This is a genomic window from Salinicola halophyticus (assembly GCF_003206695.1).
Taxonomy (GTDB): Bacteria; Pseudomonadota; Gammaproteobacteria; order Pseudomonadales; family Halomonadaceae; genus Salinicola; species Salinicola halophyticus.
The window spans coordinates 405,119-431,646 of sequence record NZ_PZJN01000004.1 but is presented as its reverse complement, the minus strand read 5'-3'; the positions used below and the strand labels follow the sequence as shown (position 1 = coordinate 431,646).

At 61.6% G+C, this 26,528-nt stretch carries 29 protein-coding genes; 22 read left to right on the top strand and 7 right to left on the bottom strand.

Features of this window, described 5'->3' with window-relative positions; genetic code table 11:
- Positions 1 to 3: 3 nt before the first annotated feature.
- Positions 4 to 672 carry a CoA pyrophosphatase gene (locus DOM58_RS07190; RefSeq protein ID WP_110692311.1) on the bottom strand — a complete coding sequence of 223 codons (669 nt, stop codon included), beginning with the start codon at positions 670 to 672 and terminating at the stop codon, positions 4 to 6.
- 113 nt (positions 673 to 785) lie between these two features.
- On the opposite strand from DOM58_RS07190, the gene DOM58_RS07185 reads away from it, so the two are divergent.
- A complete protein-coding gene (locus DOM58_RS07185; RefSeq protein ID WP_110692310.1) occupies positions 786 to 1,343 on the top strand; it encodes an NUDIX hydrolase in 558 nt (185 codons plus the stop codon).
- A gap of 47 nt (positions 1,344 to 1,390) precedes the next feature.
- Here DOM58_RS07185 and DOM58_RS07180 read toward each other — a convergent pair whose 3' ends face one another.
- Complete coding sequence (locus tag DOM58_RS07180) at positions 1,391 to 1,720, bottom strand: YqfO family protein (protein WP_075563734.1); 330 nt, start codon at positions 1,718 to 1,720, stop codon at positions 1,391 to 1,393.
- A gap of 226 nt (positions 1,721 to 1,946) precedes the next feature.
- Between DOM58_RS07180 and ftsB the strand changes: the two genes are divergently transcribed.
- The 13 genes from ftsB to DOM58_RS07115 all read left to right on the top strand — a co-directional run bounded on the left by ftsB (position 1,947) and on the right by DOM58_RS07115 (position 14,040).
- Positions 1,947 to 2,270, top strand: a complete 324-nt coding sequence (gene ftsB, locus DOM58_RS07175) for a cell division protein FtsB (RefSeq protein WP_075563366.1) — start codon at positions 1,947 to 1,949, stop codon at positions 2,268 to 2,270.
- A complete protein-coding gene (gene ispD / locus DOM58_RS07170; RefSeq protein ID WP_110692309.1) occupies positions 2,267 to 3,016 on the top strand; it encodes a 2-C-methyl-D-erythritol 4-phosphate cytidylyltransferase in 750 nt (249 codons plus the stop codon). Before ftsB ends, ispD begins: the two co-directional genes overlap by 4 nt.
- Positions 3,013 to 3,516 (top strand): 2-C-methyl-D-erythritol 2,4-cyclodiphosphate synthase, encoded by a 504-nt coding sequence (gene ispF, locus DOM58_RS07165; RefSeq protein WP_110692308.1) that lies wholly within the window; start codon positions 3,013 to 3,015, stop codon positions 3,514 to 3,516. Before ispD ends, ispF begins: the two co-directional genes overlap by 4 nt.
- The gene (gene truD / locus DOM58_RS07160; protein WP_110692307.1) at positions 3,513 to 4,595 is read left to right on the top strand and encodes a tRNA pseudouridine(13) synthase TruD; all 1,083 of its coding nucleotides are present in this window, start codon (positions 3,513 to 3,515) and stop codon (positions 4,593 to 4,595) included. Before ispF ends, truD begins: the two co-directional genes overlap by 4 nt.
- Before the next feature lie 140 nt (positions 4,596 to 4,735).
- On the top strand, positions 4,736 to 5,488 hold the full coding sequence (gene surE / locus DOM58_RS07155) for a 5'/3'-nucleotidase SurE (RefSeq protein ID WP_075563346.1): 753 nt from the start codon (positions 4,736 to 4,738) through the stop codon (positions 5,486 to 5,488).
- Between the two features lie 19 nt (positions 5,489 to 5,507).
- Positions 5,508 to 6,143: a protein-L-isoaspartate(D-aspartate) O-methyltransferase gene (locus DOM58_RS07150; protein WP_245392189.1), complete on the top strand. Its 636-nt coding sequence runs from the start codon at positions 5,508 to 5,510 to the stop codon at positions 6,141 to 6,143.
- On the top strand, positions 6,140 to 7,060 hold the full coding sequence (locus DOM58_RS07145) for a DUF368 domain-containing protein (protein ID WP_245392188.1): 921 nt from the start codon (positions 6,140 to 6,142) through the stop codon (positions 7,058 to 7,060). The genes DOM58_RS07150 and DOM58_RS07145 overlap by 4 nt, the downstream gene beginning before the upstream one ends.
- 72 nt (positions 7,061 to 7,132) lie before the next feature.
- Positions 7,133 to 8,293: a peptidoglycan DD-metalloendopeptidase family protein gene (locus tag DOM58_RS07140; RefSeq protein ID WP_110692305.1), complete on the top strand. Its 1,161-nt coding sequence runs from the start codon at positions 7,133 to 7,135 to the stop codon at positions 8,291 to 8,293.
- Between the two features lie 461 nt (positions 8,294 to 8,754).
- Entirely contained in the window at positions 8,755 to 9,729 is a 975-nt protein-coding gene (gene rpoS, locus DOM58_RS07135) for an RNA polymerase sigma factor RpoS (protein ID WP_075563342.1), read from the top strand.
- A 308-nt stretch (positions 9,730 to 10,037) separates the two neighbouring features.
- A complete protein-coding gene (locus DOM58_RS07130) occupies positions 10,038 to 11,507 on the top strand; it encodes a TolC family outer membrane protein (RefSeq protein ID WP_110692304.1) in 1,470 nt (489 codons plus the stop codon).
- Positions 11,508 to 11,684: 177 nt separating this feature from the next.
- A complete protein-coding gene (gene alr / locus DOM58_RS07125; RefSeq protein ID WP_110692303.1) occupies positions 11,685 to 12,770 on the top strand; it encodes an alanine racemase in 1,086 nt (361 codons plus the stop codon).
- A gap of 57 nt (positions 12,771 to 12,827) precedes the next feature.
- Positions 12,828 to 13,742 carry an LpxL/LpxP family Kdo(2)-lipid IV(A) lauroyl/palmitoleoyl acyltransferase gene (lpxL, locus tag DOM58_RS07120; protein WP_110692302.1) on the top strand — a complete coding sequence of 305 codons (915 nt, stop codon included), beginning with the start codon at positions 12,828 to 12,830 and terminating at the stop codon, positions 13,740 to 13,742.
- A gap of 139 nt (positions 13,743 to 13,881) precedes the next feature.
- Entirely contained in the window at positions 13,882 to 14,040 is a 159-nt protein-coding gene (locus DOM58_RS07115) for a DUF1328 domain-containing protein (protein WP_071231586.1), read from the top strand.
- A gap of 200 nt (positions 14,041 to 14,240) precedes the next feature.
- Here the strand turns inward: DOM58_RS07115 and ettA are convergent, their stop codons facing one another.
- Both ettA and DOM58_RS07105 read right to left on the bottom strand, forming a co-directional pair.
- Positions 14,241 to 15,902 carry an energy-dependent translational throttle protein EttA gene (ettA, locus tag DOM58_RS07110; protein WP_110692301.1) on the bottom strand — a complete coding sequence of 554 codons (1,662 nt, stop codon included), beginning with the start codon at positions 15,900 to 15,902 and terminating at the stop codon, positions 14,241 to 14,243.
- A gap of 181 nt (positions 15,903 to 16,083) precedes the next feature.
- The gene (locus tag DOM58_RS07105) at positions 16,084 to 16,278 is read right to left on the bottom strand and encodes a PA3496 family putative envelope integrity protein (protein WP_075563337.1); all 195 of its coding nucleotides are present in this window, start codon (positions 16,276 to 16,278) and stop codon (positions 16,084 to 16,086) included.
- Positions 16,279 to 16,488: 210 nt separating this feature from the next.
- Here DOM58_RS07105 and DOM58_RS07100 point away from each other — a divergent pair, with 210 nt between their 5' ends.
- Entirely contained in the window at positions 16,489 to 16,830 is a 342-nt protein-coding gene (locus DOM58_RS07100; RefSeq protein WP_075563336.1) for a zinc ribbon domain-containing protein YjdM, read from the top strand.
- A gap of 106 nt (positions 16,831 to 16,936) precedes the next feature.
- Here DOM58_RS07100 and DOM58_RS07095 read toward each other — a convergent pair whose 3' ends face one another.
- Both DOM58_RS07095 and DOM58_RS07090 read right to left on the bottom strand, forming a co-directional pair.
- A complete protein-coding gene (locus tag DOM58_RS07095) occupies positions 16,937 to 17,308 on the bottom strand; it encodes a hypothetical protein (RefSeq protein ID WP_075563335.1) in 372 nt (123 codons plus the stop codon).
- 6 nt (positions 17,309 to 17,314) lie between these two features.
- The gene (locus DOM58_RS07090) at positions 17,315 to 17,791 is read right to left on the bottom strand and encodes a hypothetical protein (RefSeq protein WP_157957508.1); all 477 of its coding nucleotides are present in this window, start codon (positions 17,789 to 17,791) and stop codon (positions 17,315 to 17,317) included.
- Positions 17,792 to 18,006: 215 nt separating this feature from the next.
- On the opposite strand from DOM58_RS07090, the gene DOM58_RS07085 reads away from it, so the two are divergent.
- The 3 genes from DOM58_RS07085 (at position 18,007) to DOM58_RS07075 (ending at position 20,583) form a co-directional block, all read left to right on the top strand.
- Positions 18,007 to 18,348, top strand: coding sequence for a PepSY domain-containing protein (locus DOM58_RS07085; protein ID WP_075563333.1), 342 nt, complete (start codon positions 18,007 to 18,009; stop codon positions 18,346 to 18,348).
- Between the two features lie 67 nt (positions 18,349 to 18,415).
- Entirely contained in the window at positions 18,416 to 19,087 is a 672-nt protein-coding gene (locus tag DOM58_RS07080) for a response regulator (RefSeq protein ID WP_110692298.1), read from the top strand.
- A 26-nt stretch (positions 19,088 to 19,113) separates the two neighbouring features.
- Positions 19,114 to 20,583 (top strand): sensor histidine kinase, encoded by a 1,470-nt coding sequence (locus DOM58_RS07075; protein ID WP_342588584.1) that lies wholly within the window; start codon positions 19,114 to 19,116, stop codon positions 20,581 to 20,583.
- Between the two features lie 57 nt (positions 20,584 to 20,640).
- Here DOM58_RS07075 and DOM58_RS07070 read toward each other — a convergent pair whose 3' ends face one another.
- Entirely contained in the window at positions 20,641 to 21,624 is a 984-nt protein-coding gene (locus tag DOM58_RS07070; protein WP_188113789.1) for a LacI family DNA-binding transcriptional regulator, read from the bottom strand.
- Between the two features lie 446 nt (positions 21,625 to 22,070).
- Here DOM58_RS07070 and DOM58_RS07065 point away from each other — a divergent pair, with 446 nt between their 5' ends.
- From DOM58_RS07065 to DOM58_RS07050, 4 genes are all read left to right on the top strand, one after another.
- Positions 22,071 to 23,390, top strand: coding sequence for an ABC transporter substrate-binding protein (locus DOM58_RS07065; RefSeq protein ID WP_075563331.1), 1,320 nt, complete (start codon positions 22,071 to 22,073; stop codon positions 23,388 to 23,390).
- Between the two features lie 169 nt (positions 23,391 to 23,559).
- On the top strand, positions 23,560 to 24,483 hold the full coding sequence (locus DOM58_RS07060) for a carbohydrate ABC transporter permease (protein WP_083627909.1): 924 nt from the start codon (positions 23,560 to 23,562) through the stop codon (positions 24,481 to 24,483).
- Positions 24,480 to 25,304 (top strand): carbohydrate ABC transporter permease, encoded by an 825-nt coding sequence (locus tag DOM58_RS07055; RefSeq protein WP_075563330.1) that lies wholly within the window; start codon positions 24,480 to 24,482, stop codon positions 25,302 to 25,304. Before DOM58_RS07060 ends, DOM58_RS07055 begins: the two co-directional genes overlap by 4 nt.
- Positions 25,305 to 25,349: 45 nt before the next feature.
- Positions 25,350 to 26,495, top strand: coding sequence for an ABC transporter ATP-binding protein (locus DOM58_RS07050; RefSeq protein WP_110692296.1), 1,146 nt, complete (start codon positions 25,350 to 25,352; stop codon positions 26,493 to 26,495).
- The last annotated feature ends 33 nt before the right edge of the window (positions 26,496 to 26,528 follow it).

Sequence of the window (26,528 nt, the reverse complement as noted above, 5' to 3'; positions counted from 1 at the left end):
AACTCACTTGGCTATCTTGCCGGCGGCACGGGAGTCGCGCGGGGTGTGCGTGTCGGTCTGGCGGCGGCGCTGCGGGTGATAGCGCAACTCCCCTTGCGCGGGCTTGCGGTCCAGGGCGATATCGCTGCCGAAGCCCACGGCCAGCAGCTCCACCAGCATTATCGCGGACAGGCCCCAGATCACGCGATTCTCGAAAGGGTAGCTGGGAACGTACCAGGGTTGGTCGTCGACCGGGATGACATCGGTATGACTGCGGCGATCCTCGATGAAGTAGCGCAGCGGTACCTCGAAGATCGCGGCGATCTCGCCCGGCTCGGCCTGCAGTGGCAGGTCCGGGGCGATCAGGCCGACGAACGGCGTCACCCGCAGGCCATGCAGCGACATCACATCACTCAGGCGCCCGATGATATCGACCTGGGCGGCCTCGAGAGCGATCTCCTCATGGGATTCCCGTAGCGCCGTGGCGAGCAGATCCCGATCCTCCGGCTCACGCTTGCCTCCCGGAAAGGCGACCTGACCGGCATGCTGAGCAAGATGCGCCGTGCGCTGGGTGAACAGTAGCGTAGGCTCGGGACGAGCGACGATGGGGAGAAGTACCGCCGCCTGGGGGTAGGCGTCATCCAATTGACAGGGGCGATGTGCTTGCAGGCGTTCGCGGAGTGTCTCTAACATGCGCTTTCGACTCTAGACTGGTCAGCGTACCGATCGACGATGGCTGGCGGTTCCTGCGAGGTCCCGGGAACTCGAGGCTCTCTCAATTTGCGATCCTGTGGACTTGAATCTCTATGAACTACTGTAGCCACTGCGGGCATACCGTGCGTTTCGCGATTCCCGACGGCGACGACCGTCCGCGGTTCCTGTGCGACGCCTGCGGCACCATCCATTATCAGAATCCACGCATCGTTGCCGGCACGCTGCCGGTCGCCGGCGAGCGTATTCTGCTCTGCCGCCGGGCCATTGCACCGCGCAAAGGGTTCTGGACGCTGCCGGCCGGTTACATGGAGAACGCGGAGACGGTGGAGCAGGCGGCGCTGCGTGAAACGCGCGAGGAGGCCCGCGCCGTCGTCGCCGATCCGACACTGTATACCCTGATCAGCTTGCCGCACATCAATCAGGTCTACATGATTTTCCTGGGCGATCTCGACGGCGATTTCGCCGCCGGCCCGGAGAGTCTCGAGGTCGAGCTGTTCGAGGAGTCGCAGATTCCCTGGGACGAGCTCGCTTTCCCGACCATCGAGCGCACCCTCAAGCACTTCTTCGATGATCGACGCCGGGGCACCTTCGAATTGCATCTCAGCCAGATTGGCCAGGCGGAGAGGGAGCGTTACTTCGGCTCCGCTTGAGCGGCGCCTTGCAGTTACCCCCGATCGTCAGGGAGTGACGACCCTTGTCACCCCGGGGGCAGCGAATCCAGGTCGCTCAACGGCCACACGTCGTAGGCCGGTTCTTCGTAGGGGTGGGCCTCGATCAGCGCCGTGATCGCGGCGCGTATCCGGAGATCCTCGCATACAAGCTCGACCCGATACTCTTCGACGATTTCCAGGGTATCCACCGCACCGATATGCGGCCGAGCGCCTTGAAGAGGCCGAAACTGGCCCTGCCCGTGCGTCTGAAAGCAGCACGCCTCGTAATTCTTGAAGCGCCCGGCACCGCTGGCGAAGACCGCGTCCTTGACGCTTTCCAGATGAGATTCGGGAACGAAGAACGCGAGCTTGTACATGGCCAGTTGATACCTGAGTGTTCGATCCGGATTCGGTCGTGGCGGTGGGCCGCATGCGGCGATGATGGCATAATGGCCCGCGCGCCGACAGCGGCCGGCTTTGCCCTGCCTAGGGCGCAGTGCCCGCGACGACGGGTTCGAAGCGGACCGTTCTAGACGAATGGCGTCAATTGAACCGCGCGAAATCAACCGTACGAACGAATCGTGCCGATCGGAAGCCTTGGCGATGTGGAAATGGGTCATTGTGGTATTGGTTGTCATGCTGGGGCTGATGCAGTATCGGCTGTGGTTCGGCGAGGGCGGTATTCGGGAATTCAACGACATCCAGGCGCGCGCCGACGCTCTCGAAGGTGATACCGACACGCTTCAGGCCCGCAATGACCGGCTCGCAGCCGAGGTCGTCGATCTCAAGAACGGTCTCGATGCCATCGAGGAGCGGGCACGCAGTGACATCGGCATGGTTCGCCAGGACGAACAGTTCTTCTGGGTGCCCGGTGTTGCTGATCCCAAGGATGGCCCGGCCGCCAGTACGGGGGTAGTGCAGCGATGACCCTGTGGTTGATCGTACCCGCCGCCGGCCGTGGCCAGCGCATGCAGGCCGACCGGCCCAAACAGTATCTCTCTTTGCAGGGCAGAAGCGTGCTGGCACGCACGCTCGAGCGCCTGCACCAGGCCTTCCCCGACGCCGTCCTGCGGCTCTGCCTCGATCCCGACGACGACCGTTTCGACCCCCGGGATGTGCCCTTCGAGGATTGGCTGCGTGTCGGTGGTGGCGATGAGCGCGCCGACACGGTAGCCCGGGCGTTGGCGACACTGGAGGAACAGGCGGCTGCAGATGACTGGGTGCTGGTGCACGATGCGGCACGACCCTGCGTCAGGATCGAAGATCTGCAGGCCCTGCGCGCTGCGCTCGAGGACGAGGCGATCGGCGCACTGCTGGCGACACCGGCCGCCGACACCATGAAGCGTGCGGACGAGCGTGGCCGCGTCAGCCATACCGAGCCCCGTGAAGGTCTCTGGCACGCGCTGACGCCTCAGGTTTTCCGCTTCGATCTGCTGCGCCAGGCACTCGATGCGGCGTTGGCTACCGGCATGGCAGTGACCGACGAAGCCTCGGCGATCGAGGCCATGGGGCTTTCGCCTCGGCTGGTGACGGGCAGTCGCGACAATCTCAAGATTACTCATCCCGAGGATCTCGCCATGGCGGCACGGATTCTCGCGGTCCAGACAGAGTCAGCGTCGGAACCGGCGGCAGAGTCGGCGTCGACCGCTACCGGTCAAGGAGTCGAAGCATGAGTTTCAGAATCGGTCACGGTTTCGATGTCCACCGTTTCGGCGAGGGCGATCATCTGATGATCGGCGGCGTCCGGCTGCCGTTCGAGCATGGCTTCGTCGCGCATTCCGACGGCGACGTGCTGTTGCACGCGGTCAGTGACGCGCTGCTGGGCGCCTGCGCACTGGGCGACATCGGCCGTCATTTCCCGGATACCGATCCGGCCTGGAAAGGGGCGGACAGCCGGGCGCTGCTGCGCCACGTCGTGGGACTGGTGAACGATGCCGGCTATCGGATCGGCAATCTCGATGCCACGTTGATGGCGCAGGCGCCGCGCATGGCCGAGTCGATTCCGCACATGCGCGAGACGATCGCCGCCGATATCGGTGTCGAGCTGGGCGCGGTCAACGTCAAGGCGACGACGACCGAACGGCTCGGCTTTACCGGACGCGGCGAAGGCATTGCCGCCGAGGCGGTCGTATTACTTATCAGCGGCGGCTCCTCAGTGGCGGCGGTTGAATGAGTGAGCGCGAGCCTCCCTCGAACGAGCCGATACCGCCATCGACGGAATACTGGCCTCCGAACTGGCACCATGCCGCGGGCCTGCCGGCTGCTGCCGGGGAGTACCGTCAAAGCGCGGAGGACTTCCAGGTCGAGGAGCAGTTCGATTTCGCGCCGGAAGGGCAGGGCGAACACTGGTGGCTGTGGCTGGAAAAACGCGGATTGACCACGCCGGATCTGGCGCGGCTGCTTGCGCGGGCGGTCGATATTCCGGTGCGGGATGTGGGGTATAGCGGCCTCAAGGACCGCAATGCGGTGACGCGACAATGGTTCTCGCTGGCCTTGCCCGGTCGCGAGCCGCCGGCCGATTGGGATGCCGGGCTGGCCGAGCGCGGCGTGACCTGCCTGGAAGCGGTGCGTCATCCGCGCAAACTGAAACGTGGCGTCCACCGGGCCAACCGCTTCCATTTAAGGATCAGCGGCGAGGCGGCCGTGTCAGGTGCCACGCGTGAACGCTGGCATCGATTGGTGAGCGGCGGCGTGCCCAATTATTTCGGCCCCCAGCGCTTCGGCCCCGAGGGCCGCAACCTGCATCGCGCCCGGCAACTGCTGGCTCGCGGCTGGCGCAAGCGCCAGGATCCCCAGGGGCTACTGCTTTCTACCGCGCGCAGCTATCTTTTCAATGCGGTGTTGTCGGCTCGTGTCGCCGATGGCACTTGGTGCGTTCCGCAGCCCGGCGATGTGCTGAATCTGGAAGGCACAGCCAGCCGTTTCGCGAGCGCGACAGTCGATCAGGACCTATTGGCCAGGGCCGAGGCCGGCGATCTACATCCCACCGGGCCGCTTTGGGGCGATGGGCGCCTGGAGAGCGCCGCCCAGGTCGCCGAGCGAGAAACGGCGATCGCGGCGGATTTTGCCGAGCTGAGCGAGGGGCTGGTGCAAGCCGGCGTGCGTCATGACAGGCGACCGCTACGACTGCGTCTCAAGGACGCTGACTGGACCCCGCAGGACGATTCGGTGTGGCTCTCATTTACCCTGCCGCGAGGGGCGTTTGCTACCTCGGTGCTGCGGGAGCTGTTTCGGCATTCGACGCTGATCTGATGGCAGGGCTGTTGTTCAAGGCTGTCGTCCAGGACTGGGGTTCAGAGCTGTCGTCCAGGACTGTCATCCAAAGCTGTCGATTCGAGGCAGTCGTCTGGATCGGGACAAGCCGCATTGACGATCAATCAGGAGGATAGGAGATGCGCAGACTGTTGTTGTCCAACGACGACGGTGTTCATGCCCCGGGGTTGAGAGCGTTGGCTCAAGCTCTTGAAGGCCACACCCGACTGCGGGTGGTGGCACCGGATCGCGACATGAGCGGCGCCAGCAACTCGCTGACGCTGACGCGGCCATTGGCGTTGACGTCGCTCGACGACGGTTTCTACAGCGTCGACGGCACGCCGGCGGACTGTGTCTATCTCGGCGTCAACGGGGTATGGGAAGAGAAGCCCGACCTGGTGATCTCCGGCATCAATCACGGCGGCAACCTGGGTGACGACGTGCTCTATTCCGGCACGGTGGCGGCAGCCATGGAAGGGCGCAATCTGGGCATGGCGGCAATCGCGATTTCCCTTTGCGGTCAACGTCACTTCGACACCGCCGGGCGCGTCGCGGCCAGCCTGGTGGGCGCGGCGGAAAACCTGTCGCTGCCGCCGCGCAGTCTGCTCAACGTCAACGTGCCGGATCTTCCCTGGAGCGAAATTCGCGGATTCCGGGTGACTCGCCTGGGGTATCGCGGTCCGGCGTCGCAGCCGATCCACGTCAAGGATCCGCGCGGGCGCGACCGCTACTGGATCGCCGCGGTGTCGGAAAATGCCGACGATGGTCCGGATACCGATTTCGCGGCCATCGAGGCCGGTTTCGTCTCGATCACGCCGCTGCATACCGATCTGACCCGTCACGAGACGCTGAACGATGTACAGGGCTGGCTGGATGGACTGTCACACGTCTGAGGAATTGAACGGCGTCGGCATGACGTCGCAACGAACGCGCAATCGCATGGTCGAACGTCTGGCGGCTGGGGGGATTCGTCATGCCCGGGTGCTGGAGGTGCTGGCAGCGGAGCCGCGGCATCTGTTTCTGGACGAGGCGCTGGCGCATCGTGCCTACGAAGACACTTCGTTGCCGCTGGGACTGGGGCAGACGCTGTCTCAACCCTGGATCGTGGCCCGAATGAGCGAGCTGGTGGCGCTGGCCGAGCCGCAGCGGGTGCTGGAGATCGGCACCGGATCTGGCTACCAGACGCTGATTCTGTCGCGTCTGGTCAAGAGCGTCTGGAGCGTCGAACGCATTGCGGCGTTGCAGTCCCGGGCCCGCCAACGTCTCGTTCGACTCGGCGCGCACAACGTCAACCTGCGCCATGCCGATGGCGCCATGGGCTGGCCCCAGGCAGCGCCGTTCGATGTCATCCTGTTGACGGCCTGCGCCAGTGAGCTGCCACCGCCGCTGCTGTCTCAGCTGCGCGACGGCGGCGTACTGATCGCGCCGCTGGCGGATAGCGAGGGCCGCCAGTGGCTGACCCGAGTTCGCCGGCGCGGGCCGGTATTCGATCATCAGCGTCTCGAAGAGGTGCGTTTCGTACCATTGCTTGAGGGAGTCATCCGTTGAAGCGCATTGCGTCGACCGTATTGAAAGGCATGGGCATGGGTGCGGCGGATGCTGTACCAGGGGTCTCGGGTGGCACCATCGCCTTGATCGTGGGTATCTACGAGGAGCTGATCGAGACCATCAAACGTTTCGGGCCGGGCGCTTTCGGCGTCTGGCGTCAGCAGGGCTTAGCCGGATTGGTCAGTCATCTCAATCTGCGTTTTTTGATTCCGCTGGTGCTGGGAATCCTCATCAGTCTTGTGACGGTCGCGCATCTGGTGACTTGGTTGATGGCGCATCATGAGCTCTTGCTCAACGCTTTCTTCTTCGGACTGGTGTTGGCCTCGGCCTGGGTGGTGGTGCGCCAGGTGGGCCACTGGCGCTGGCGCTATCTGCTACCGGTGCTGCTGGGGCTGCTGGTGGCGGCATTCCTGCCGCATCTGTTGCCCGACATGAGCCAGGCAGGTAGTGCGACCTTGTTCGTGGCCGGGGCCATCGCAATCAGCGCGATGCTGCTGCCGGGGGTATCGGGCAGCTTCCTGCTGCTGGTCATGGGGCTCTACGGCACGGTGATGAACGGTATCAAGAGCTTCGATCTCGGACTGATCGCGATCTTCGGTGCGGGCTGTCTACTGGGCCTTTTCACCTTTTCCCGACTCCTGTCGTGGCTGTTGCGGCGTTATCACGCGATCACCCTGATGGCGATCGTCGGTTTTATTCTGGGTTCGCTGCCTCAACTATGGCCTTGGCGCCAGATCGCCAGTTACCGGATGGCCGGCGACGGCCAGCAAATAGCCTTGGCCTACCAGTATCTGGCGCCGTCGGATTACGCCGCGATCACCGGGCAGCCCTCTCAGTGGATCGTGGCGACGGCGTTGATCGTCTTCGGCGTCGTGGTGGTAATGTGTCTGGGAGAGCGCAAGGAGGCCGCGACATGAGGCGTCTCGCCAATCACTCTCGATTTTTTCGTGGGCACTCTCGGCTTTTCGTGACGAAAAAGGAATTTTTCTATGAGTAAGCGTCGTACTGCACTGTTACTGGGGCTCCTCCCCGTCGTCGTCATCGGGCTCAATGCCTGCACGACATCGAGCGGCCGGCCTCAGGTGCAGGATCTTTCCGTCAGCCGCAACAGCGAGACGAATTCGACCTATACGGTCAAAGGCGGAGACACCATTTACGGCATCGCCTGGCAGAATCGAGTGGATTTCCGCGATCTGGCCCAGCTCAACGGCATTTCGCCCCCTTATCGTCTGGAACCGGGGCAACAGTTGAAGCTGAAATCAGGTGCCAGTGTCAGCAATGCGCAGACGGTGGCCAGCAGTGGCGGCGTGACCGCAACCGGGCTCGATGCCTCGGGTTCGACGCAATCCGCAGCGGCGGAGGGCGACAATCCCTCCTGGCTGTTGCCTTCGGATGGCGAGACGCCCAGCTCGGGCGGGACGTCGAGTAGCGGTCAGGCAACGAATGTCGCATCGTCTTCGCCGCCGACCGGTTCCAATGGAGGTGGCCAAGGAGATTCCCAAGGCCAATCTCGAACCGTCGCGCAAAATGGGTCCCAAAACGCCTCTCAGCAAGGTTCGTCGGCGGCGAGCGCGGGCGGCAATGCCGGCGCTTCTCAGAGTGGTCGATCACAGCAATCTTCTGCCGCTGTGCCGGCTGACACCGGTTCGTCATCTTCTTCTGCTTCCATCAATCGGGGAAGCACGAAAACGGCTGCCGGCAACGACGCAGGCACGGAGGTGGCGGGCGAGCCCAGCGGAGCACCGGACCGTTCCGACAGAACCTACAAACCGGTCGAGAACGTGCCGTGGCAGTGGCCGACGAGTGGACAGGTGGTGGGTAAGTTCGATGGAGATTCGAACATAACCCCCGGCATTGATATTGCCGGGCAAAAGGGGCAACCTGTTAAAGCGGCTGGGCCAGGGATTGTGGTGTATGCCGGCGACGGTGTGCGGGGATATGGCAACCTCATCATCCTCAAGCACAATGATCGCTTCTTGAGCGCCTACGCGCACAACGACTCGTTGAAGGTTAAGGAAAACGATGTCGTCGAGACCGGAGAGACGATAGCCACCATGGGCCAGACGGATGCTGACCAGGTCGAGCTACATTTCGAGGTTCGCGTGAACGGACAACCTCAGGACCCACTCAAATACCTGCCTGCGCGCTGATCACGACATCGGCGCCATGGATGGCTGGCGACTCCTGGCGAGTCGCCTGCTGAACTCACACTGAATGGCACGCATCCGATTCCCTGCACTTGACGTAGTTCCCTATCGGGAAGGCGTCGAGCGCGGTTCGAGGGCGGTGTCATTCAAGGGCTGTGTCATTCAAGGGCTGTGCCATTCGAGACGGTTGAGGTTCGAAGCCAAGATCATGCGAGGCATGAGTTCGGTGGCTCGAGGCGGGCCGAGATGCCGGACCGAGACAGGGCCGATCAATAACAGAGTCAGCCAGGACCAGCCAGTAATAGGGACATTCAGTATTAGGGCCAGTCAGTAGTATGGCCAGCCAATAGATGGGCCGATATCAATAACTAAGGAAGGTTTAAAACTGCAAGGAATACGCGGTCGCCATACGGCAGGATTGCCATGGCGAGGTACTCAGGTAGCCAAGATTGGGGGTAGTGGACATGAGCATGCTTGAACGGGAAATTCAGGATGTTGAGCTCGAAGGTGTCGATGCCACAGAAGTCGATAACGACGACACGGGTCGCAAGGATGATGAAAGCGCTTTCGAGAAGGCGTTGAACCGTGAAGAAAATTCCTACCACCACAGCCTCGACGCGACGCAGATCTATCTTAACGAGATCGGTTTTTCGCCGCTGCTGACACCCGAAGAGGAAGTACATTACGGCCGGCTCGCTCAGAAAGGAGATCCGGCGGGCCGTCAACGCATGATCGAATCCAATCTGCGGCTGGTGGTCAAGATCGCTCGACGTTATCTAAACCGTGGACTGTCGCTGCTGGATCTGATCGAAGAGGGCAATCTGGGATTGATCCGTGCCGTCGAGAAATTCGATCCGGAGCGCGGTTTTCGCTTTTCGACCTACGCCACCTGGTGGATTCGTCAGACCATTGAGCGGGCATTGATGAATCAGACGCGAACGATCCGTCTGCCGATTCATGTGGTCAAGGAGCTCAACGTCTATTTGCGCGCGGCGCGTGAGTTGACCCAGAAGCTGGATCACGAGGCAACCGCTGAAGAGATCGCCGAATTTCTCGACAAGCCGGTGGGCACCGTCAAGCGGATGCTCGGGCTCAACGAGCGCGTTTCCTCGGTCGATTATCCGATGGGGGCCGAGAGCGACAAGCCGCTGATCGACACCATCGCCGACGAAAACGAGGACGGCCCGGAGTCCAATCTGGTCGATGACGACGTCAAGCAGCACGTCGACGAATGGCTGGTGGAACTCAGCGACAAGCAGCGCGAAGTAGTGCTGCGCCGTTTCGGTCTGCGCGGGCATGAGGCCGCCACGCTCGAGGAAGTGGGCGAGGAGATCGGATTGACCCGGGAGCGGGTTCGTCAGATCCAGGTCGAGGCGCTCAAGAAGCTGCGCCGAATGCTGGAAAAGCAGGGCCTGTCGATGGATTCGATCTTCGAGTAGTAGGTGATCGGACAGCAACAAATGCGCAAATGCCGGTGAAGGCCGGTCCCGCTATTGATCCGATCGCATACATGCGGCATTGTATGTAAACCTCGAACCGAGGCGTCAGCGAGTTTGCCGACGCCTCGGTCGTTTGTTGTGTGATCCGGATGACGTCGATGACCATCGGCGTCTCGAGTCCGCCAGAAAAACAGCCATGATTGGGTCTCTGGGCGATGCCCGGCAATCTCGATTGCCTGCGCATGCCGGCAGGACTCGCGCGGTCGGTTTGGTATCATCGCCAGAGCTCAACGATAGGAAATGTCCCGATGTCGCCTCTCATCTCGTTGCCGTCGCGTTCTCAATTGCGACACGCCATATCGCTGTTGGTCGTCGCGGCGTTTGCCCCTGCGGTCCAGGCAGCAGATCTACTGACCATCACCCAGGATGCCCTGACGCATTCGGCAACGCTGAACTCGTCGCGCTCGACGTTCAAGAGCACCGAAGCCGGCCAGGACGTGGCGCGTGGCGCGTTGCTGCCGCAGATCAGCGCAACGGGAAGCGTGTACCACGAGAAGGTCTTCGATGAACAAAGCTCGACGTTCAGTGGCGGCGGCAGTGGCAGTGGGTCTATCAGCGGTACGCGCTCCGATGACAGCTATAACGGCACCAGCGCGGGCGTCAACGTCACTCAGGCACTGTTCGACGCGAGCAACTGGTATCAGTACCAGCAGAGCAAGAAGCAGGTAGGCCAGCAGGCCCTGCAGCTGGAGATCGATCAGCAACAACTGCTTTATGATGTCTCCGAAGCCTACTTCGAGACGCTACGCGCCAAGGAAGTGCTGGAAGCGCGTCAGGCGCAGGAGAAAGCGATCGGGCGCCAGCGCGAACAGGCCAACGAGCAGTTCAATGTCGGCCTGGTAGCGATTACCGATGTCAACGAAGCGCAAGCCGCCTTCGATTCGGCGCGTGCCCAACGTATTGCCGCCAAGAACGATCTGCAGGTCAGCTTCGAGACGCTCGAGCGGCTGACGGGACGGCAGTACGACAGCATCGAACGGCTGGACGACGATCTGCCGATCCAGCCGCCGACTCCGGCCCGGCGTGGCGAATGGGTCGATATGGCGATGGCCAGTAGCCCGTCGATCCAGTACGCGCAGGCGGCCGTCGATCTGGCAAAATCGGGTGTGGATATCGCTCAGGCCGGCCATTTGCCGACATTGGATGCTTTCGCGGATTACTCCTATTCGGATAGCGACAATGATTACACCCGCGGCCATGGCGAAGACCTGCAGGTCGGCGTACAGGCCAATCTGCCGATCTATTCCGGCGGTTCCACCAGCGCGTCGGTGCGCGAGAACACCTACACGCTGGAAGCGACGCAATACGATTTCGAGGATCAGCGTCGCTATACGACTCAGCAGGTTCGCTCGCTGTTTACCCGGGTAGGTAACGACGTCGAGTCGGTCGAGGCGCAGCGTGAGGCGATCGTCTCCAGCCGTAGTGCGGTCGAAGCAACTCGTGCCGGCTACGAGGTGGGTACGCGGAATATCGTCGACGTGCTCGATGCCGAGCAGTCGCTCTACGAATCGATGTCCGACTATGCCGATGCCCGCTATACCTACGTCACCGACCTGCTGCAGCTTCGCCAGCAGGCCGGCGTGCTCAACCTCGACGTGATTCGCGGCACCAACCGTTGGCTGCTCGACAGCAACCCGGTGTCGTTGAATATGGACGACGCCGATAAGGACATGGGTGCCGAGGACATCGGCCAGCGACCCAGGCCGCCGCAGTCGTGACACGACGCTGACTTGGATGGCCCCCGACGCCGCTGCTCACTCAGCGGCGTCTTCATTGGGGCACGAGGCGCGTACTTTCCAGGGTACTCACGAGCACGCAGCGCTGTCCGGCAGGGTAGAATGGCGGCAGGCATCCGCTGGGGTTGCCTGTCGTCTGGTTGCTTTTAAGGAAGTGTCATGGCCCGGCCGCTCATCGCCGATATCGATTTGAATGCCCTGCGCCACAATTACGCCGTTGCCCGCGATCTGGCGCCTCTCAGCCGCTGCATGGCAGTGATCAAGGCCAATGCCTACGGGCATGGGGCGGTAGCGTGCGCCAAGGCGCTGGAAGCCCTCGCGCCTGCATTCGCGGTGGCCTCGCTGGAAGAAGCCGAAGCGCTGCGGGAAGCGGGCGTCGAGCGTCCGATTGTGCTGCTGGAAGGCATCTTCGAGGCTGGCGAGCTGCCCCGCGTCGAGGCGCTGGGGCTATGGCAAGTCGTCCACAGCGACTGGCAGCTTCAGGCCGTGTTGAAGCATCCGGCAGTTGATCCGCTGACAGTCTGGCTCAAACTGGATTCGGGAATGCATCGGCTCGGCTACGATCCCGAAACTTTCGTCGAGCGCTGGGCGCGACTGCGGGCATCGCCTCGGGTTCGCGATCTGCATCTGATCAGTCATTTTTCCAGCGCCGACCGTTGCGATATCTCCCAATTCGAACAGCAGCAGCGGATCGTCGACTCGATCGGTGAGCGTTTGCAGGCGCCGCGCTGTGTCGCCAACTCGCCGGCGACGCTGGTCAAGCCGCAGACCCACGCGCAATGGAATCGGCCCGGCATCATGCTCTACGGCAGCAATCCGCTCGAAAGTGCACTACCGACCGGCATTGCGCTGGAACCGGTGATGACGCTGCGGTCGCGGTTGATTGCGGTGCGGTCTCTAGCGGGTGGCGAGCCGGTCGGCTACGGCGCTCGCTGGCGGACTTCCAGGCCGTCGCGGATCGGCGTGGTTGCCGCCGGCTACGGCGATGGCTATGACCGTCATGCCCGCGACGGGACGCCGATCCTGGTCGACGGCCAGCGCTGCCCGTTGGTGGGGCGGGTGTCGATGGATATGCTGACGGTCGATATCAGCCATCTGCCCGAGGCGGATGTCGGCAGCGAAGTCGTGCTATGGGGCCGGGGGCTCAGCGTCGACGAGGTGGCGACCCACAGCGACACCATCGGATATACCCTGCTGACGGGCGTTCTGCCGCGAGTACCTCGGCGCTATTCCGGCGACGCGTAGCAGCCACTCGCGCCATTTCGCTACACTGTCCGGCGTTCACACGGAATCGGAAGGTCCATGGCCAAGAAAGTCTATCCCGCCAATCATGCTCATCCTCGCTACTGGGGGGCTTGGTTAGGCATCGCCTTGATGCGCCTGGGCGCGCTTCTGCCCTGGCGCGCCAAGCTGGTGCTGGGACGAACGATCGGTCTGCTGAGCTGGAAACTGGCCAAGCGCCGTCGCCACATTACCGACACCAACCTGGCGCTCTGTTTTCCCGAGTTGGACGATCGGCAGCGGGCGGCACTGGTCAAGAAAACCTTCGTCGCCAATGGTATCGGCATTCTCGAGACGGCCACCGGCTGGTGCCGCGACCCCGAGCATCTACGTCATCGCGTCGCCTTTCGCGGCACCGAGCACATGGATCGGGCCATGGCGCAGGGCAAGGGCGCGTTGATCATCGGCATTCATTTTTCGACTCTGGACCTGGGTGGGGCGCTACATTCGCTGTTCTTTCCCGCCGATGTCGTCTATCGACCGCACGACAATCCCGTGTTCGAAGACTTCATGACCCGCGCTCGGCGCGGCATCTTCGGTGCGGCGATCGATCGCCACGATCTGCGGGGTGTGGTTCGTCGGATCAAGTCCGGCCATGCCGTGTGGTACTCGCCGGACCAGGATTTCGGTCGCGAAGCGAGCGTGTTCGCGCCGTTCTTCGGTGTGCCGGCAGCGTCGATCAAGTTGACCGCCAAGATTGCCAAGATGACGGGCGCGCTGGTGATGCCGCTGATGTTTCACCGCAACCCGGACAATCGCACCTATACGCTGGAATATCTGCCGCCGCTGGAGAACTTTCCCAGTGGCGATGAAGTGGCCGACGCGGCACAGGTGAACGCGTTCATCGAGCAGGCGATTCGGCGTCATCCGGAGCAGTATCTGTGGCTGCATCGACGCTTCAAGACGCGCCCCCCGGGCGAGCGTTCCTTTTATTGAGCAGGGAGTTACGCGAGAGACTTGACGAAAGGGTCGGAAACGGCAAGGCTTAGACTGTCCTCACGGAACGAGAGGATGGTTTGCCGAACCGGATAGGCCGGATCGGTAGATCCAACGGGTCAGCACAGGAAGAGTTGCCATGCTTAGCTACGCCGTCATTTTCCTTATCGTCGCCATCATCGCCGGGGTTCTGGGTTTCGGTGGTATCGCTGGTGCCGCTGCGACGATCGCCAAGGTTCTGTTCGTGATCTTCTTGATCCTGTTCGTCGTGTCACTGATCCGCGGCCGAGGCCGTTGACACTTAAGAGTCGGTAACGATGAAGTCGGCAGCGTTCGCAGCCAGCAGCAGCGAGGTCGACAGCGAACAAACCGGCAACGAATGATTCGGTACTTACGATTCGGTACTTACGATTCGGTACTTATGCTTCGGTACTCACAAATACCCCGCCTGATTGGCGGGGTATTTGCGTTCAACGGGGACGAAAAGCCATCCGAGAGTCAGGCGTCGATGCGCTTGTACTTCATTCGCTTCGGCGTGTCGTTGCCGACACGCTTGTGGTAGTCAGCTTCGTACTCGGCGTAGTTGCCTTCGAAGAAGACCACGTTGGAATCGCCCTCGTAGGCCAGGATGTGCGTCGCGATACGATCGAGAAACCAGCGATCGTGCGAGATCACCAAGGCGCAGCCAGGGAAGGCCAGCAACGCTTCTTCCAGCGCGCGCAGCGTCTCGATATCGAGATCGTTGGAGGGTTCGTCGAGCAGCAGCACGTTGGCGGCCTGCTTGAGCGTCTGGGCCAGCTGCAGGCGGCCACGCTCACCGCCCGAGAGATCGCTCAGACGTTTCTGCTGGTCGGTGCCCTTGAAGTTGAACCGGCCCACGTAGGCGCGCGAGGAGACTTCATAGCCGTTGATGTTGAGAATATCCTGGCCGTCGGAAACGGCTTCCCACACGGTCTGGGTATTGTCGAAGTGATCGCGCAACTGTTCGACGTAGGCAACGCTGACCGTGTCGCCGAGCACCACTTCGCCCCCATCCGGCTGTTCCTTGCCGTCGATCAGCTTGAACAGCGTCGACTTGCCGGCGCCGTTGCCACCGACGATGCCCACGATCGCGCCAGTCGGCACCTGGAAGCTGAGATTGTCGAACAGCATCTTCTCGTCGAAACGCTTGCTGACATCGTGAAACTCGATGACCTTGTCGCCTAGACGGGGCCCGGGCGGAATGTAGATCTCGTTGGTTTCGTTGCGTTTCTGATAGTCGCCCGACTGGAGCTCTTCGAAGCGGTTGAGACGCGCCTTGCTCTTGGCCTGACGCCCCTTGGCATTCTGACGAACCCACTCCAGCTCCTGCTTGATCGCGCGCTGGCGTCCGGCTTCCTGTTTGGACTCCTGCTCGAGGCGCTTTTCCTTGGACTCGAGCCACTGGGAGTAGTTGCCTTCGAACGGAATGCCCTGGCCGCGGTCGAGCTCCAGGATCCAGCCGGCGACATTGTCGAGGAAGTAGCGGTCGTGGGTGATCGCCACAACGGTACCCGGATAGTCGTGCAGGAAGCGTTCCAGCCAGGCGACGGATTCGGCGTCCAGATGGTTGGTCGGTTCGTCGAGCAGCAGCATGTCCGGGCTCGAGAGCAGCAGCCGGCATAGCGCCACGCGGCGCCGCTCGCCGCCGGAAAGATGGCCCACGCTGGCCTCCCAGGAAGGCAGCCGCAGCGCCTCCGCGGCCACTTCCAGCTTGCGCTCGATGTTATGCGCATCGGCCGCTTCGATGATGTTCTCCAGGCGCGCCTGCTGTGCGGCCAGCGCGTCGAAGTCGGCGTCCGGCTCGGCGTAGGCGACGTAGACGGCTTCCAGCTGCTCCTGGGCCTGCTTGATCTCGCCCAGCGCTTCCTCGACCGTTTCGCGAACGCTCTTGCTGTCGTCGAGCTCCGGCTCCTGCGGCAGATAGCCGATATTGATGCCCGGCATCGGCCGCGCTTCGCCGTTATGCTCGGTGTCGAGGCCGGCCATGATGCGCAGCAGCGTCGACTTTCCCGAGCCGTTGAGGCCGAGCACGCCGATCTTGGCGCCAGGGAAGAAGGATAGCGAGATATCCTTGAGGATCTCGCGCTTCGGGGGGACGACCTTGCCCACCCGGTTCATGGTGTAAACGTATTGCGCCATGGAAATCCGGTTATATGTCGCGGTGAATAGAAACAGTCAGTCTTTGCTGAAACGCCCGTCAACAGGGCTCAGCGTAGTTCTGGAAGGGTAAACCAGTCATGCCGACAATGCGAACGGGCGCCTGAGCGCCCGTGGTAAATCCCGTGGTAATGAAGTCTGCCTGTGAAACGCGTAGCGAGGCCTACTCTTCTTCGTCGCCGAAATCGTTGTACCAGTCGTCTTCGATGGCACGCTTGAGGCGACGTTCCTCGAGCAGTGCCTCGACCTGACGTCGGGCGCGTAAGGAATCCGCCTTGCTGCTGCGGGGACGCTCGAACTGCTCATCATTGACGGCTTCGGAGAAATCCTGCTCTTCGATATATTCTTCACGGCTCATTGCCTAGCCCTCCCGTGATATCGCATCTCAGTGACGCTTCGGGCTATATATCGTCGTATGATTCAGGATACAAGACTTCAGGCGTGAAAAAGTTTGTCAGCATCATCTCCAGCCCGCGGGTCACGCTGGAAAACCAAGCGTAATTAAACTGGGCAGCCCAAAACGGGCAGCGTAGACTCCGCGGCTTTCCTGAACGCCGGAAGTCTATGCATGAGCCAGTTACCTCCTTGCCCGCAGTGCGGGTCCGAATATACCTACGTCGATAGCCAACTGTTTATCTGCCCCGAGTGTGCCCATGAGTGGTCCGATGCGGATGCCGGCGCCGAGGATGGCCAGGACAGCGTCGTAACCGATGCGCACGGCACGCCGCTCGCCGATGGTGACAGCATCACCGTGATCAAGGATCTTAAAATCAAAGGCTCGTCCCTGGTGGTGAAGGTCGGCACCAAGGTCAAGAACATTCGACTGGTGGATGGTGACCACGACATCGACTGCAAGGTCGACGGTATCGGACCGATGAAGCTCAAATCGGAGTTCGTCAAGAAAGCTTGAAACCGATCCGAAGCGTTTTTGGGATACCCATTAACGTAAAGAGCATCAAAAAAAGTCGGCCGAGGGCAGCGGCTAAGATCGCATGGCGTGTGCCAATTCGGTGCGATCAGGATTCCTTCGAGCGCACTTCGTATTCGCCATCGAGGACGTGCTGGGAACGCTTGGCGGCATTGGCATCACTTTCGTGAGCGCCGATATCCGGATCCGCGCTGCCGCCGGCATATTGCGCTCGGGAAGCGCGAACCTGCTCGGCCCGCTTTTTCATCCGGTGGCGGAGAAACGGCAGCATCGCCCAGCCGATGACAAGGAAGAACAGGCCAAGCAGGGTGCCGATGATCAGCATGACGCCGAACAGTAGCCAGGTCGCCAGCAGGCGCAGACCGCCGGCCCCTTGACGCGGACGAGTTTGATGGACGCGCTCGCGCCATTGCTGGGCGGCGCGCCAGGCGGCGTTGTCATTCTGGCGGTTATCGGTCATCCGGTTTCACCCCCCGGTGTTGATATCTACGAACTTTAGATCGTCGCGATGCAGTTCGAGATCGAACTCAGTTTGATTGCCAGTGTAGCCTTCGATCTCGATGTGCCCATCACTATCGACCTCGAGCTCCTCCAAATGTTGCATGCCTTGATCACGAGCGCGATCCAGCGCCTCTCGTAGTTCTTCTCCGCTCAGACTCCAGTCCGGCGTGTTCGACTTGCGCTGGCTTTCACGCGTCGGGGCGGCATTGTCGAGCGTCATCGAAACATCGAGCTCCCAGCCGTCTTCCCGCCAGCCTTCGATCTCGAGACGGTTGTCGTCATGATCGACGTCGAGCTTTTCATAGCGACTGAAGCCGTAGCGTTCGGCACCGTTGAGCAGCGTGTCCAGCTGGCTGTAGGAGAGGGTTTTGTCGTCTGCCATGGCACCGGCGCTGATCCCGCTGCCAAGTGCCACGGCGGAGAGCATCCATGGATTTTTCATCACTAGTCTCCTGATACCGGGTATCGTGAAAACGTCCACTGCGGCAGCGCGCAGGCTCTGCCGATGTCTACCGTTATACTCGGGGGGACCTTGCCCCGAACTGAAGGCGGCGTTCATCCTGGGTTCATCGCTCTCGTTGAGCGGACGCCATCGGCGAGATGTCTTGATCTGGCGGATTCATCTCGGGTTAATGGCGATTGCGGCACACTATGGAAATGAAACTTCGAAACGCGCTCGTGCTGCTGTCGATCCTGCCGCTGCTGGTGAGCGGCACTCTGGTGCCTGTCAGCGCCGACGGCGACAACTGGAGAGATCTGCACCAGGAGGTCAAGGAAGGCCATCTGGTGGGCATCGACGAGGTCATGGATTGGCTGGAAGCTCGCTATGATGGCCAGATCCTCGAGGTCGAGCTGGAACAGGACGACGGCCTGATCGAATACGAGGTAGAAATGATCGGGCCCCAGGGGCAGGTGGTCGAATTCGAGTTCGATGCCACCAGCGGCGAGCTGTTGAGCGTCGAAGGCGTCAATATCGAGGCGATGAAGAAATCGCCCTAGGTTGTCGCCTGTCGAGCGCTTGTCGAGCGTCGAGGGCGATAACGTGTCTTGAGTCAGGGAGTCGGTAATGAAGGTATTGCTGGTCGAAGACGATGCCGCGCTCGCAGAGGCGCTGGCGAGCGCGCTGGCGGAAGCCGGCCTGTTGATCGAGTCGACCACCACCGGGCAGCAGGCCGATTATCTGGTGCGTACCGAACGCTATGACGCGGTCATTCTCGATCTGGGGCTGCCCGACGGCGACGGCACACGATGGCTTTCGCAGTGGCGCGAGGATGATATCGATCTGCCGGTACTGGTTCTGACGGCACGTGAACGCTGGTCCGACAAGGCGGCCGGCTTTTCCGCCGGTGCCGACGATTATGTGGTCAAGCCGTTCGAGACCGCCGAGGTGCTGTTTCGGCTACGGGCCCTGGTTCGGCGCAGTCACGGCCACGCTCATCCGGTGATTCGGGTGGGCGAGCTGACCCTGGATACACATTCGGGCAGTGTTTCACTGGCAGGTCGCCCGATCACCCTGACCGCCCAGGAGTCGCGGCTGCTCTCGTATCTGATGCATGCTTCGCCGCGGATCGTCAGCCGCGCCGAGCTCGTCGAGCATGTCTACAACCGTGATCATGAACCCGATTCCAACGTCATCGACGTCCAGATCAGTCGTCTGCGGCGCAAGTTCGGTCGTGCCCGCATCGAAACGCTTCGTGGCCAGGGTTATCGCCTGGTCGATCTCGAGGCCGGGGCTTGAAAGATCGAGAATTGAGAGGCCGAGACTTGAAAGGCGATCGCTCGAGAGAAGACGGCTGGAAACGCTGGCGGCCATGCTGGGTGGCCCGGCTTGGCGAGTGGCTGCGGCTGGCGCCGTTGGGCGCGAGGCTGCTGGTCGCATCGCTGGTGCTGGTCATCGTGCTGCTACCGCTGGCCGGTGCCGGGCTGAGCTACAACTTCCGCCAATCCGCCACCGCCTCTTTCGATAGCCGTCTCGAATCCCTGCTCAATGCATTGCTGGCCGGCATGCAGGTCGACAACATCGGCCAGCGCCTGCAGCTCAACCGCTCGTTGGGTGACGCCCGCTTCGATCGGGTCTATTCCGGCTGGTACTGGCAAGTGACCGACGGCGACGATCTCACCCTGACGTCGCGTTCGCTGTGGGATCAGCGACTGCCGGTGCCCCAGGATGACGATGGAATCCATGTCTACGAAGTCGAGGGTCCCCGCGACGACGACCTGCGCATGATCGAGCGCGATCTGCGCCTGCCGGGGCACCGCGAGACGGTCCATGTCGCACTGGCGGGTTCGACCGTGGAGCTGAATCACGAAGTCGGACGCTTCGAACGTCTGTTGATACTGTCGCTTGCCACTTTCGGCGTGTTGCTGCTGGCCGGATTGGCGCTGCAGATGCGCTGGGGGCTGGCACCGTTACGCCGGATGTCGGCCAATCTGCGAGCGGTGGAGGAGGGCGAGATCGAGCGCCTGGATACCCAGTTGCCGGTGGAGCTCAAGGAGCTGGCACTGGCGATGAACGGCGTGCTCGAGCGTGACCGGCGGTTGATCGAGCGCGGACGCGCGGCGGCGGGCAACCTGGCCCACGCGCTGAAGACGCCGGTGAGCGTGCTCAAGACGCTTTCCGAACGCTTCCCGGAGACGCAGCGCCGGCCCATCAATACCGAACTGACGCGGATCGACGATGCCGTTCGCCACCACCTGGCCCGGGCCTCGGCAGCGGGTGGCGTGGCTTTTTCCGGACGGGTGTCGATTCATGACGCCATCGCCCCGGTGGTGCAGGGGCTGGCCAAGCTGGCGTCGCGACGGGGAATACGCTTCGATGCCGATATCGATTCCGGGGCGACCGCGCGGATCGATCCCCAGGACCTTCAGGAGCTCACCGGCAATCTGCTCGAGAACGCGCTGCGTTGGGCAGAAGGCCGAGTGCTGTTCAAGGTCTCTCGGGTGTCACAAGGTGTGCGTCTGCGAATCGAGGATGACGGCCCGGGGATGACTCAAGCCCAGAGCGAGGCCGCGCTGGCGCGAGGCGTGCGTCTGGATGTGCGCGACGCGGGTTCCAGTGCGGGTTCCGGTCCCGGCGGTTCGGGGCTGGGGCTGGCGATCGTCGAGGATCTGATGATGCTTTACGGCGGCACGCTGCGTCTGGAGCGCGCCGCCATCGGCGGGTTGGCCGCCGACGTGTGGCTTCCGGCGTCGCCGGTCTCCGTGCAGTCCGGGGAGACTTCGACGCCCGGATGACGGCGTGTGGCTAGACCATGGTCGCGTCGGCGGAGGATCGGGTCACTGAATCATGGATCACTGCGTCAGCAGTTGGCCTCGAACCACGGTGCGAAAACCTCGTTGATCCGGTGACTGGATGGCCGCCAACGCCAGCTGCAACGCCTGCTGCGCGATCTCCGGCAAATTGTGATGGATGCAGGGAATCTGCAGGCCGAACACGTCGCTGTGCTCGATGTCGTCGATGCTGAACAGCTGGATATCACGCTGTGGAACGACCCCGCGTTCGTGACACAGCTTCAACACCGCCATGGTGATCTGGTTGTTGGCACCGATGATTCCCTGCGGCCAGGGGTGGTCGCGCAGATACTCGCGTAGCGCGTCATAGGCGGGTTCGAAGGAGAAGTCGCTGTACACCACGTCGAGCGTTATCCCACGGCCCCCGATGGCCTCCCGGATGCCTGACATGCGGCCGATCGAGACCATCGAGTCGGCCGGCCCGGAGACCGCCAGCAACTGCGTGATTCCCCGCTCGAGGCAATAGCGTCCAGCTTGATAGCCGCAGTCGAGATTGTCGATGTAGACCCCGCCGTAATGGACCGCCTTGAGCTCGCGATCCACCAGTACCACCGGGATGCCCGCCGAGGCGAGGCGATCCAGATAGGCTGGGTGGTAATCGATATCCGACGAGATCACCGACAGGATGACGGCGTCGACGGAGAACTCGATCAGTTTGCCGATCGCTTCCGCCTCCAGCGTCTCCGATTCGTAGGAGTCGAATACCAGCACGGTATACCCGCGAGCTCTGGCCGCCAGCGTGATTTCGCGGGTCAGGCGGGCAAAAAACGGGTTGCCCATGTTGGGATTGACGACGCCCAGGGTGCGGGTAACGGCGGTATCACGAGCCCCTGATGGCGGCACGTAATTGAGTTCGCGAGCGATGCGCAGTATCTGGGTGCGGGTTTCGGCATGGACTTTGTCCGGCGAGGAGAACGCCCGCGATACCGTGATCTTGCTGACACCGGCCAGTCGGGCGATATCTTCGAGCGTGGTTCGAGGCATCGCCTCATCTCCCTGATGACCCGCATGATCTTCTGTGTCCGAATGCGGCAAGCCGGATACGGATGCCCAGCATCTCGAGCGTTTGGACATTACGTATCATTTCGCATCATTTTCTATCATCGATAGTGTCTCTGTCATCTACCTTTTTCTCTAATACTTAGGTCTATCCTGGGCATTAAACATTGGTCTAATAGAGTTTATCTTTTTGAATTTGCTTGCTTATTTTAATCATCGTCAGCTTGATTCCTCGGGTGTTAACGTTATGATCTATCTTTGATGTCATGAGCGTTCAAGTATCCGTTCTTGCAATGCACACGGTCGGTCCTCGTCTCTGATCAGCGCCAGCCTGGAATCTCAAGGTCGGACCGTGCCCGGGGATCGTTCGGCACTCGGCGTGACAGCCGTCAAAGCCCTAGCAATAACAAGCACTACGAGAGGAATTCCAGATGAGACTTGCCTTGTTTGTTTCAGGCATCGGGATCGCAGGCCTTGGGGTCTGTTCCGCTGCCATGGCGCAGAGCACGGACATCACCGTGGCCACCGTGAACAACCCCGACATGGTGACGATGCAGAGCATGATGTCGGCGTTCAACGATGCCCACCCGGATATCAATGTGAACTGGGTGACGCTGCCGGAAAACGAACTGCGTCAGAAAGTGACCACCGACATCGCCAGCGGCGCCGGTCAGTATGACGTGGTCACCGTGAGCAACTACGAGACGCCGATCTGGGCACAGAACGATTGGCTGTCGCCAATGGAGAATCTGCCCGAAAGCTATGACGCCGACGATCTTCTCAAGCCGGTCAAGGATGGTCTGTCGGTGGACGGCAAGCTCTATGCGCTGCCGTTTTATGCCGAGTCCTCGGTGACCTATTACCGCAAGGATCTGTTCGAGAAGGCCGGCATCGAAATGCCGGACAAGCCGACCTGGACCCAGATGAAGGAATTCGCTTCCAAGATCCAGTCGAAATCGGATGGCGTCTACGGTATCTGCCTTCGCGGGCTGCCGGGCTGGGGTCAGAACATGGCGCTGTTCGGCACCATGGTCAACAGCTTCGGCGGACGCTGGTTCGACATGGACTGGAAACCGCAGCTGACCAGCGACGAGTGGAAGAACGCGGCCAACGCCTACGTCGAACTGCTCAACGATTATGGCCCGCCGGGGGTGACCTCCAACGGCTTCACCGAGTCCGAGACCCTGTTCGCCAACGGTCAGTGCGGCATGTGGGTGGATTCTACCGTGGCGGCCAGTTACGTCAGCGATCCGGAAACCTCCAAGATCGCCGACAAGGTGGGCTTCGCTCAGGCGCCTCACGAGAAGACCGAGAAGGGTTCCAACTGGCTGTTCACCTGGGCGCTGGCAGTGCCGCAGTCGTCCAAGCATCAGGAAGCCGCGAAGACCTTCGTCGACTGGGCGACCTCCAAGGATTACATCCAGGCCGTGGCGGACGACAAGGGTTGGCTGGCGGTACCTCCGGGCACGCGGCAGTCCACCTATGACAGTGACGACTACGTCAAGGCAGCGCCGTTTGCGCCGCTGGTCGAGACGGCGATCAAGAGCGCCAGCCCGACCGATCCCAGCGCGCAGGAAGTGCCCTACACCGGCGTGCAGTTCGTCACCATTCCGCAGTTCCAGGCAATCGGTACTCGTGTCGGCCAGCTGATGGCAGCAATGCTCTCGGGTGAGAGCAGTGTCGACGAGGCGCTCCAGCAGGGGCAGACCTTCACCGACCGCATCATGCAGCAGACCGGCAAACCGCAGTAAGCAAGGCATGGGACACCGCCGATCGATTCGATCGGCGGTGTCGCTGCGTAAGCTGGAGCTGTCCAGTCGGAGCTAACTAGTCGGAGCTGTCTAGTCTGAGCTGTCTAGTCTGACCTGCCTAGTCTGACCAAGGGTTGCGTCATGCAATCCGAAGCCACGGGAATCCCGCATGAAAGCCATTTCTCGAACTGCCCCGAGCGCTGAAGCTACCGGCGCTCGTTCGTTCGCTCGTACCACGCGGCTGCTGATGGCGCCGGCGGTCATCTTCCTGCTGATATGGATGCTCGTGCCACTGGCCATGACCATCTATTACTCGTTTCAGCAGTACAACCTGCTCATGCCGATGTACAACGGCTTTGCCGGTTTGAACAATTTCGCGATCCTGCTGGGCGACGCCACTTTCTGGAAGTCGCTGGCCAATACCCTGATCATCGTTGCGGCCAGTCTGGTCATCACGGTGTGTTTGGGCTTGGCACTGGCACTGCTGTTCAATCGCACCTTCGTCGGCCGTGGCGTGGCTCGCACGCTGGCGGTGGCGCCCTTTTTCGTCATGCCGGTAGTGACCGGTCTGATCTGGAAGAACATGCTGTTCCACCCGGTCTTCGGTCTGTTCGCCTGGTTGGCACGGCAACTGGGGCTGGAGCCGGTCGACTGGCTCGCCCACTATCCAATGCTATCGGTGATCATCATGATTACCTGGGAGTGGACGCCGTTCGCGCTGCTGGTATTGCTGACCGGACTGCAGTCACTGCCGGAAGACCAGATCGAGGCGGCCAAGCTCGATGGTGCCAGCGCCTGGCAGGAATTCCAGCACATCGTGATTCCGCACCTGGGGCAGGTGCTGTATGTCGTGGTGATGCTGGAGAGCATCTTCTTCCTGACCTCGTTTGCCGAGATCTACACCACCACCGGTGGCGGCCCCGGTACGGCAACCACCAACCTGCCGTACTACATCTTTCAGACCGTATTCCAGCAGAACGATATCGGCATCGCTTCGGCAGCCGCCATCGGGGCGGTAATCCTGGCGAACATCTTCGCCATCATGCTGATTCGCTTCATTGCCGGGAACCTCAACGCGGGAGCCGCACGATGAACTCATCTCGTTTCAGCAACGGTGTCATGGGCGTGCTCGCGTGGATCGTGGCGCTGCTGATCTTCTTCCCGATCCTGTGGCTGCTGTTGACGGCGTTCAAGTCCGAGCAGGAAGCCTTCACGGTCGTGCCGAGCTTCTTCTTTTCGCCGACGCTCGAGAGTTTCAAGACGGCGTTGGCGCAGGGCAGCGGCTATTGGCACTACGCCTGGAATTCGGTGCTGACCGCCGTCGCCTCGACCGTCATCGGGCTGGCACTGGCGGTGCCGGCGGCCTACGCCATGGCGTTCTATCCCAACAAGCGCACCGACTTCCTGCTGGTATGGATGGTGTCGACCAAGTTCATTCCGGCGGTCGGCGTGCTGATTCCGATCTATCTGGTCTACAGCGCGGTCGGGCTTCTGGACAACGCGTTGGGGCTGACGCTTCTGTTCACGGCCATGAACCTGCCGATCATCGTGTGGATGGTCTATTCCTACTTCCGCGACATCCCCAAGGATATCGTCGAGGCGGCCGACATCGACGGTGCCAGCATCATGCAGACGCTGTTCAAGGTGGTGCTGCCGTTGGCGCTGCCGGGGCTGGCCTCGACCGGGCTGCTGGCGCTGATCCTGGCGTGGAACGAGTCGTTCTGGAGCATCACCATGACGGATCACGACGCGGCGACTCTGGCGGTCTACATCGCCTCGTTCAAGAGTGCCGAAGGACTCTATTGGGCCAAGATGTCCGCTGCTTCGGTACTGGCCATCGCGCCGATCATCGTGCTCGGTTGGTTCACGCAACGCCAGATGGTCAGAGGCCTGACTTTCGGCGCCGTTAAATGATCGGCGAACGCGCCGGTAACGAATCTTTTTCAGAGGGCTAACGAGATGGCCATCGTCGAACTCAAGAATGTCGCCAAGAACTATGCTCAGGGTCTCGTTAAGGGCAAAGGCGACAAAAGCAGCAACGCAGTCGATAACTTCAACCTGGTCACCCGCGACGGCGAATTCGTGGTGCTGGTGGGTCCTTCGGGCTGCGGCAAGTCGACCACCATGCGCATGATCGCCGGGCTGGAGCGCAATACCGAAGGCGAAATCCTGATCGGCGGCAGAGATGTCAGTCAGGTGCCGCCCAAGGAGCGCGATATCGCGATGGTGTTCCAGAGCTACGCGCTTTATCCGCACATGAGCGTTGCCGACAACATGGGGTTCAGCCTGAAGCTGAAAAAACGCCCCGCGGCAGAGATCAAGGCCAAGATCGAGGAAGCGGCGCAGACATTGGGAATTCAGTCCCTGCTCGATCGCAAGCCGCGCGAGCTTTCCGGCGGTCAGCGTCAACGCGTCGCGCTGGGCAGAGCGATCGTGCGCGATCCGCAGGTTTTCCTGATGGACGAGCCACTCTCCAACTTGGATGCCAAACTGCGCGTCGATATGCGTGCCGAGATCGTCAAGCTGCACAAGCGTCTCAAGGTGACCACGTTCTACGTGACCCATGACCAGGTCGAAGCCATGACCATGGGCGAGCGCATCGTGGTGATGAAGGACGGCAGAATTCAGCAGATCGATACGCCGATCAATCTCTACGAATTCCCGGCCAATCGTTTCGTGGCCGGTTTCATCGGCAACCCGTCGATGAACTTTCTGCGCGCCAGGCATGCCGAAGGAGTCGTCAGTGGCGACGGCTATCGACTGACGCTGGATGACAGCCACCGGCCCGTCGTGACCACCCGGAACGTGGGTGATGTCTGGGTCGGTATTCGCCCGGAGCATCTCCGGTTGAGCGATGGCGCGGCAACCAATCGTGTCGAAGGCACGGTGGATGTGGTCGAGACGCTGGGGGCGGTGACCGTGGTGCAACTGAGCGTGGGCGAGCATTCCGTCACCGCACAGCTGCCCGGTCACCAGAAAGTCGAGATCGGTGACACCCTGACGCTGGCCTGCGACAGCGACAAGTTGCATCTGTTCGACACCGACAGTGAACTGGCCATTGGTCGCGAGCCGGCGGAGCAGTCTTCGGTCGCCGCCAAGGCCTGATCGGGGCCGAACGCATTCAGAATCTTTATGGGC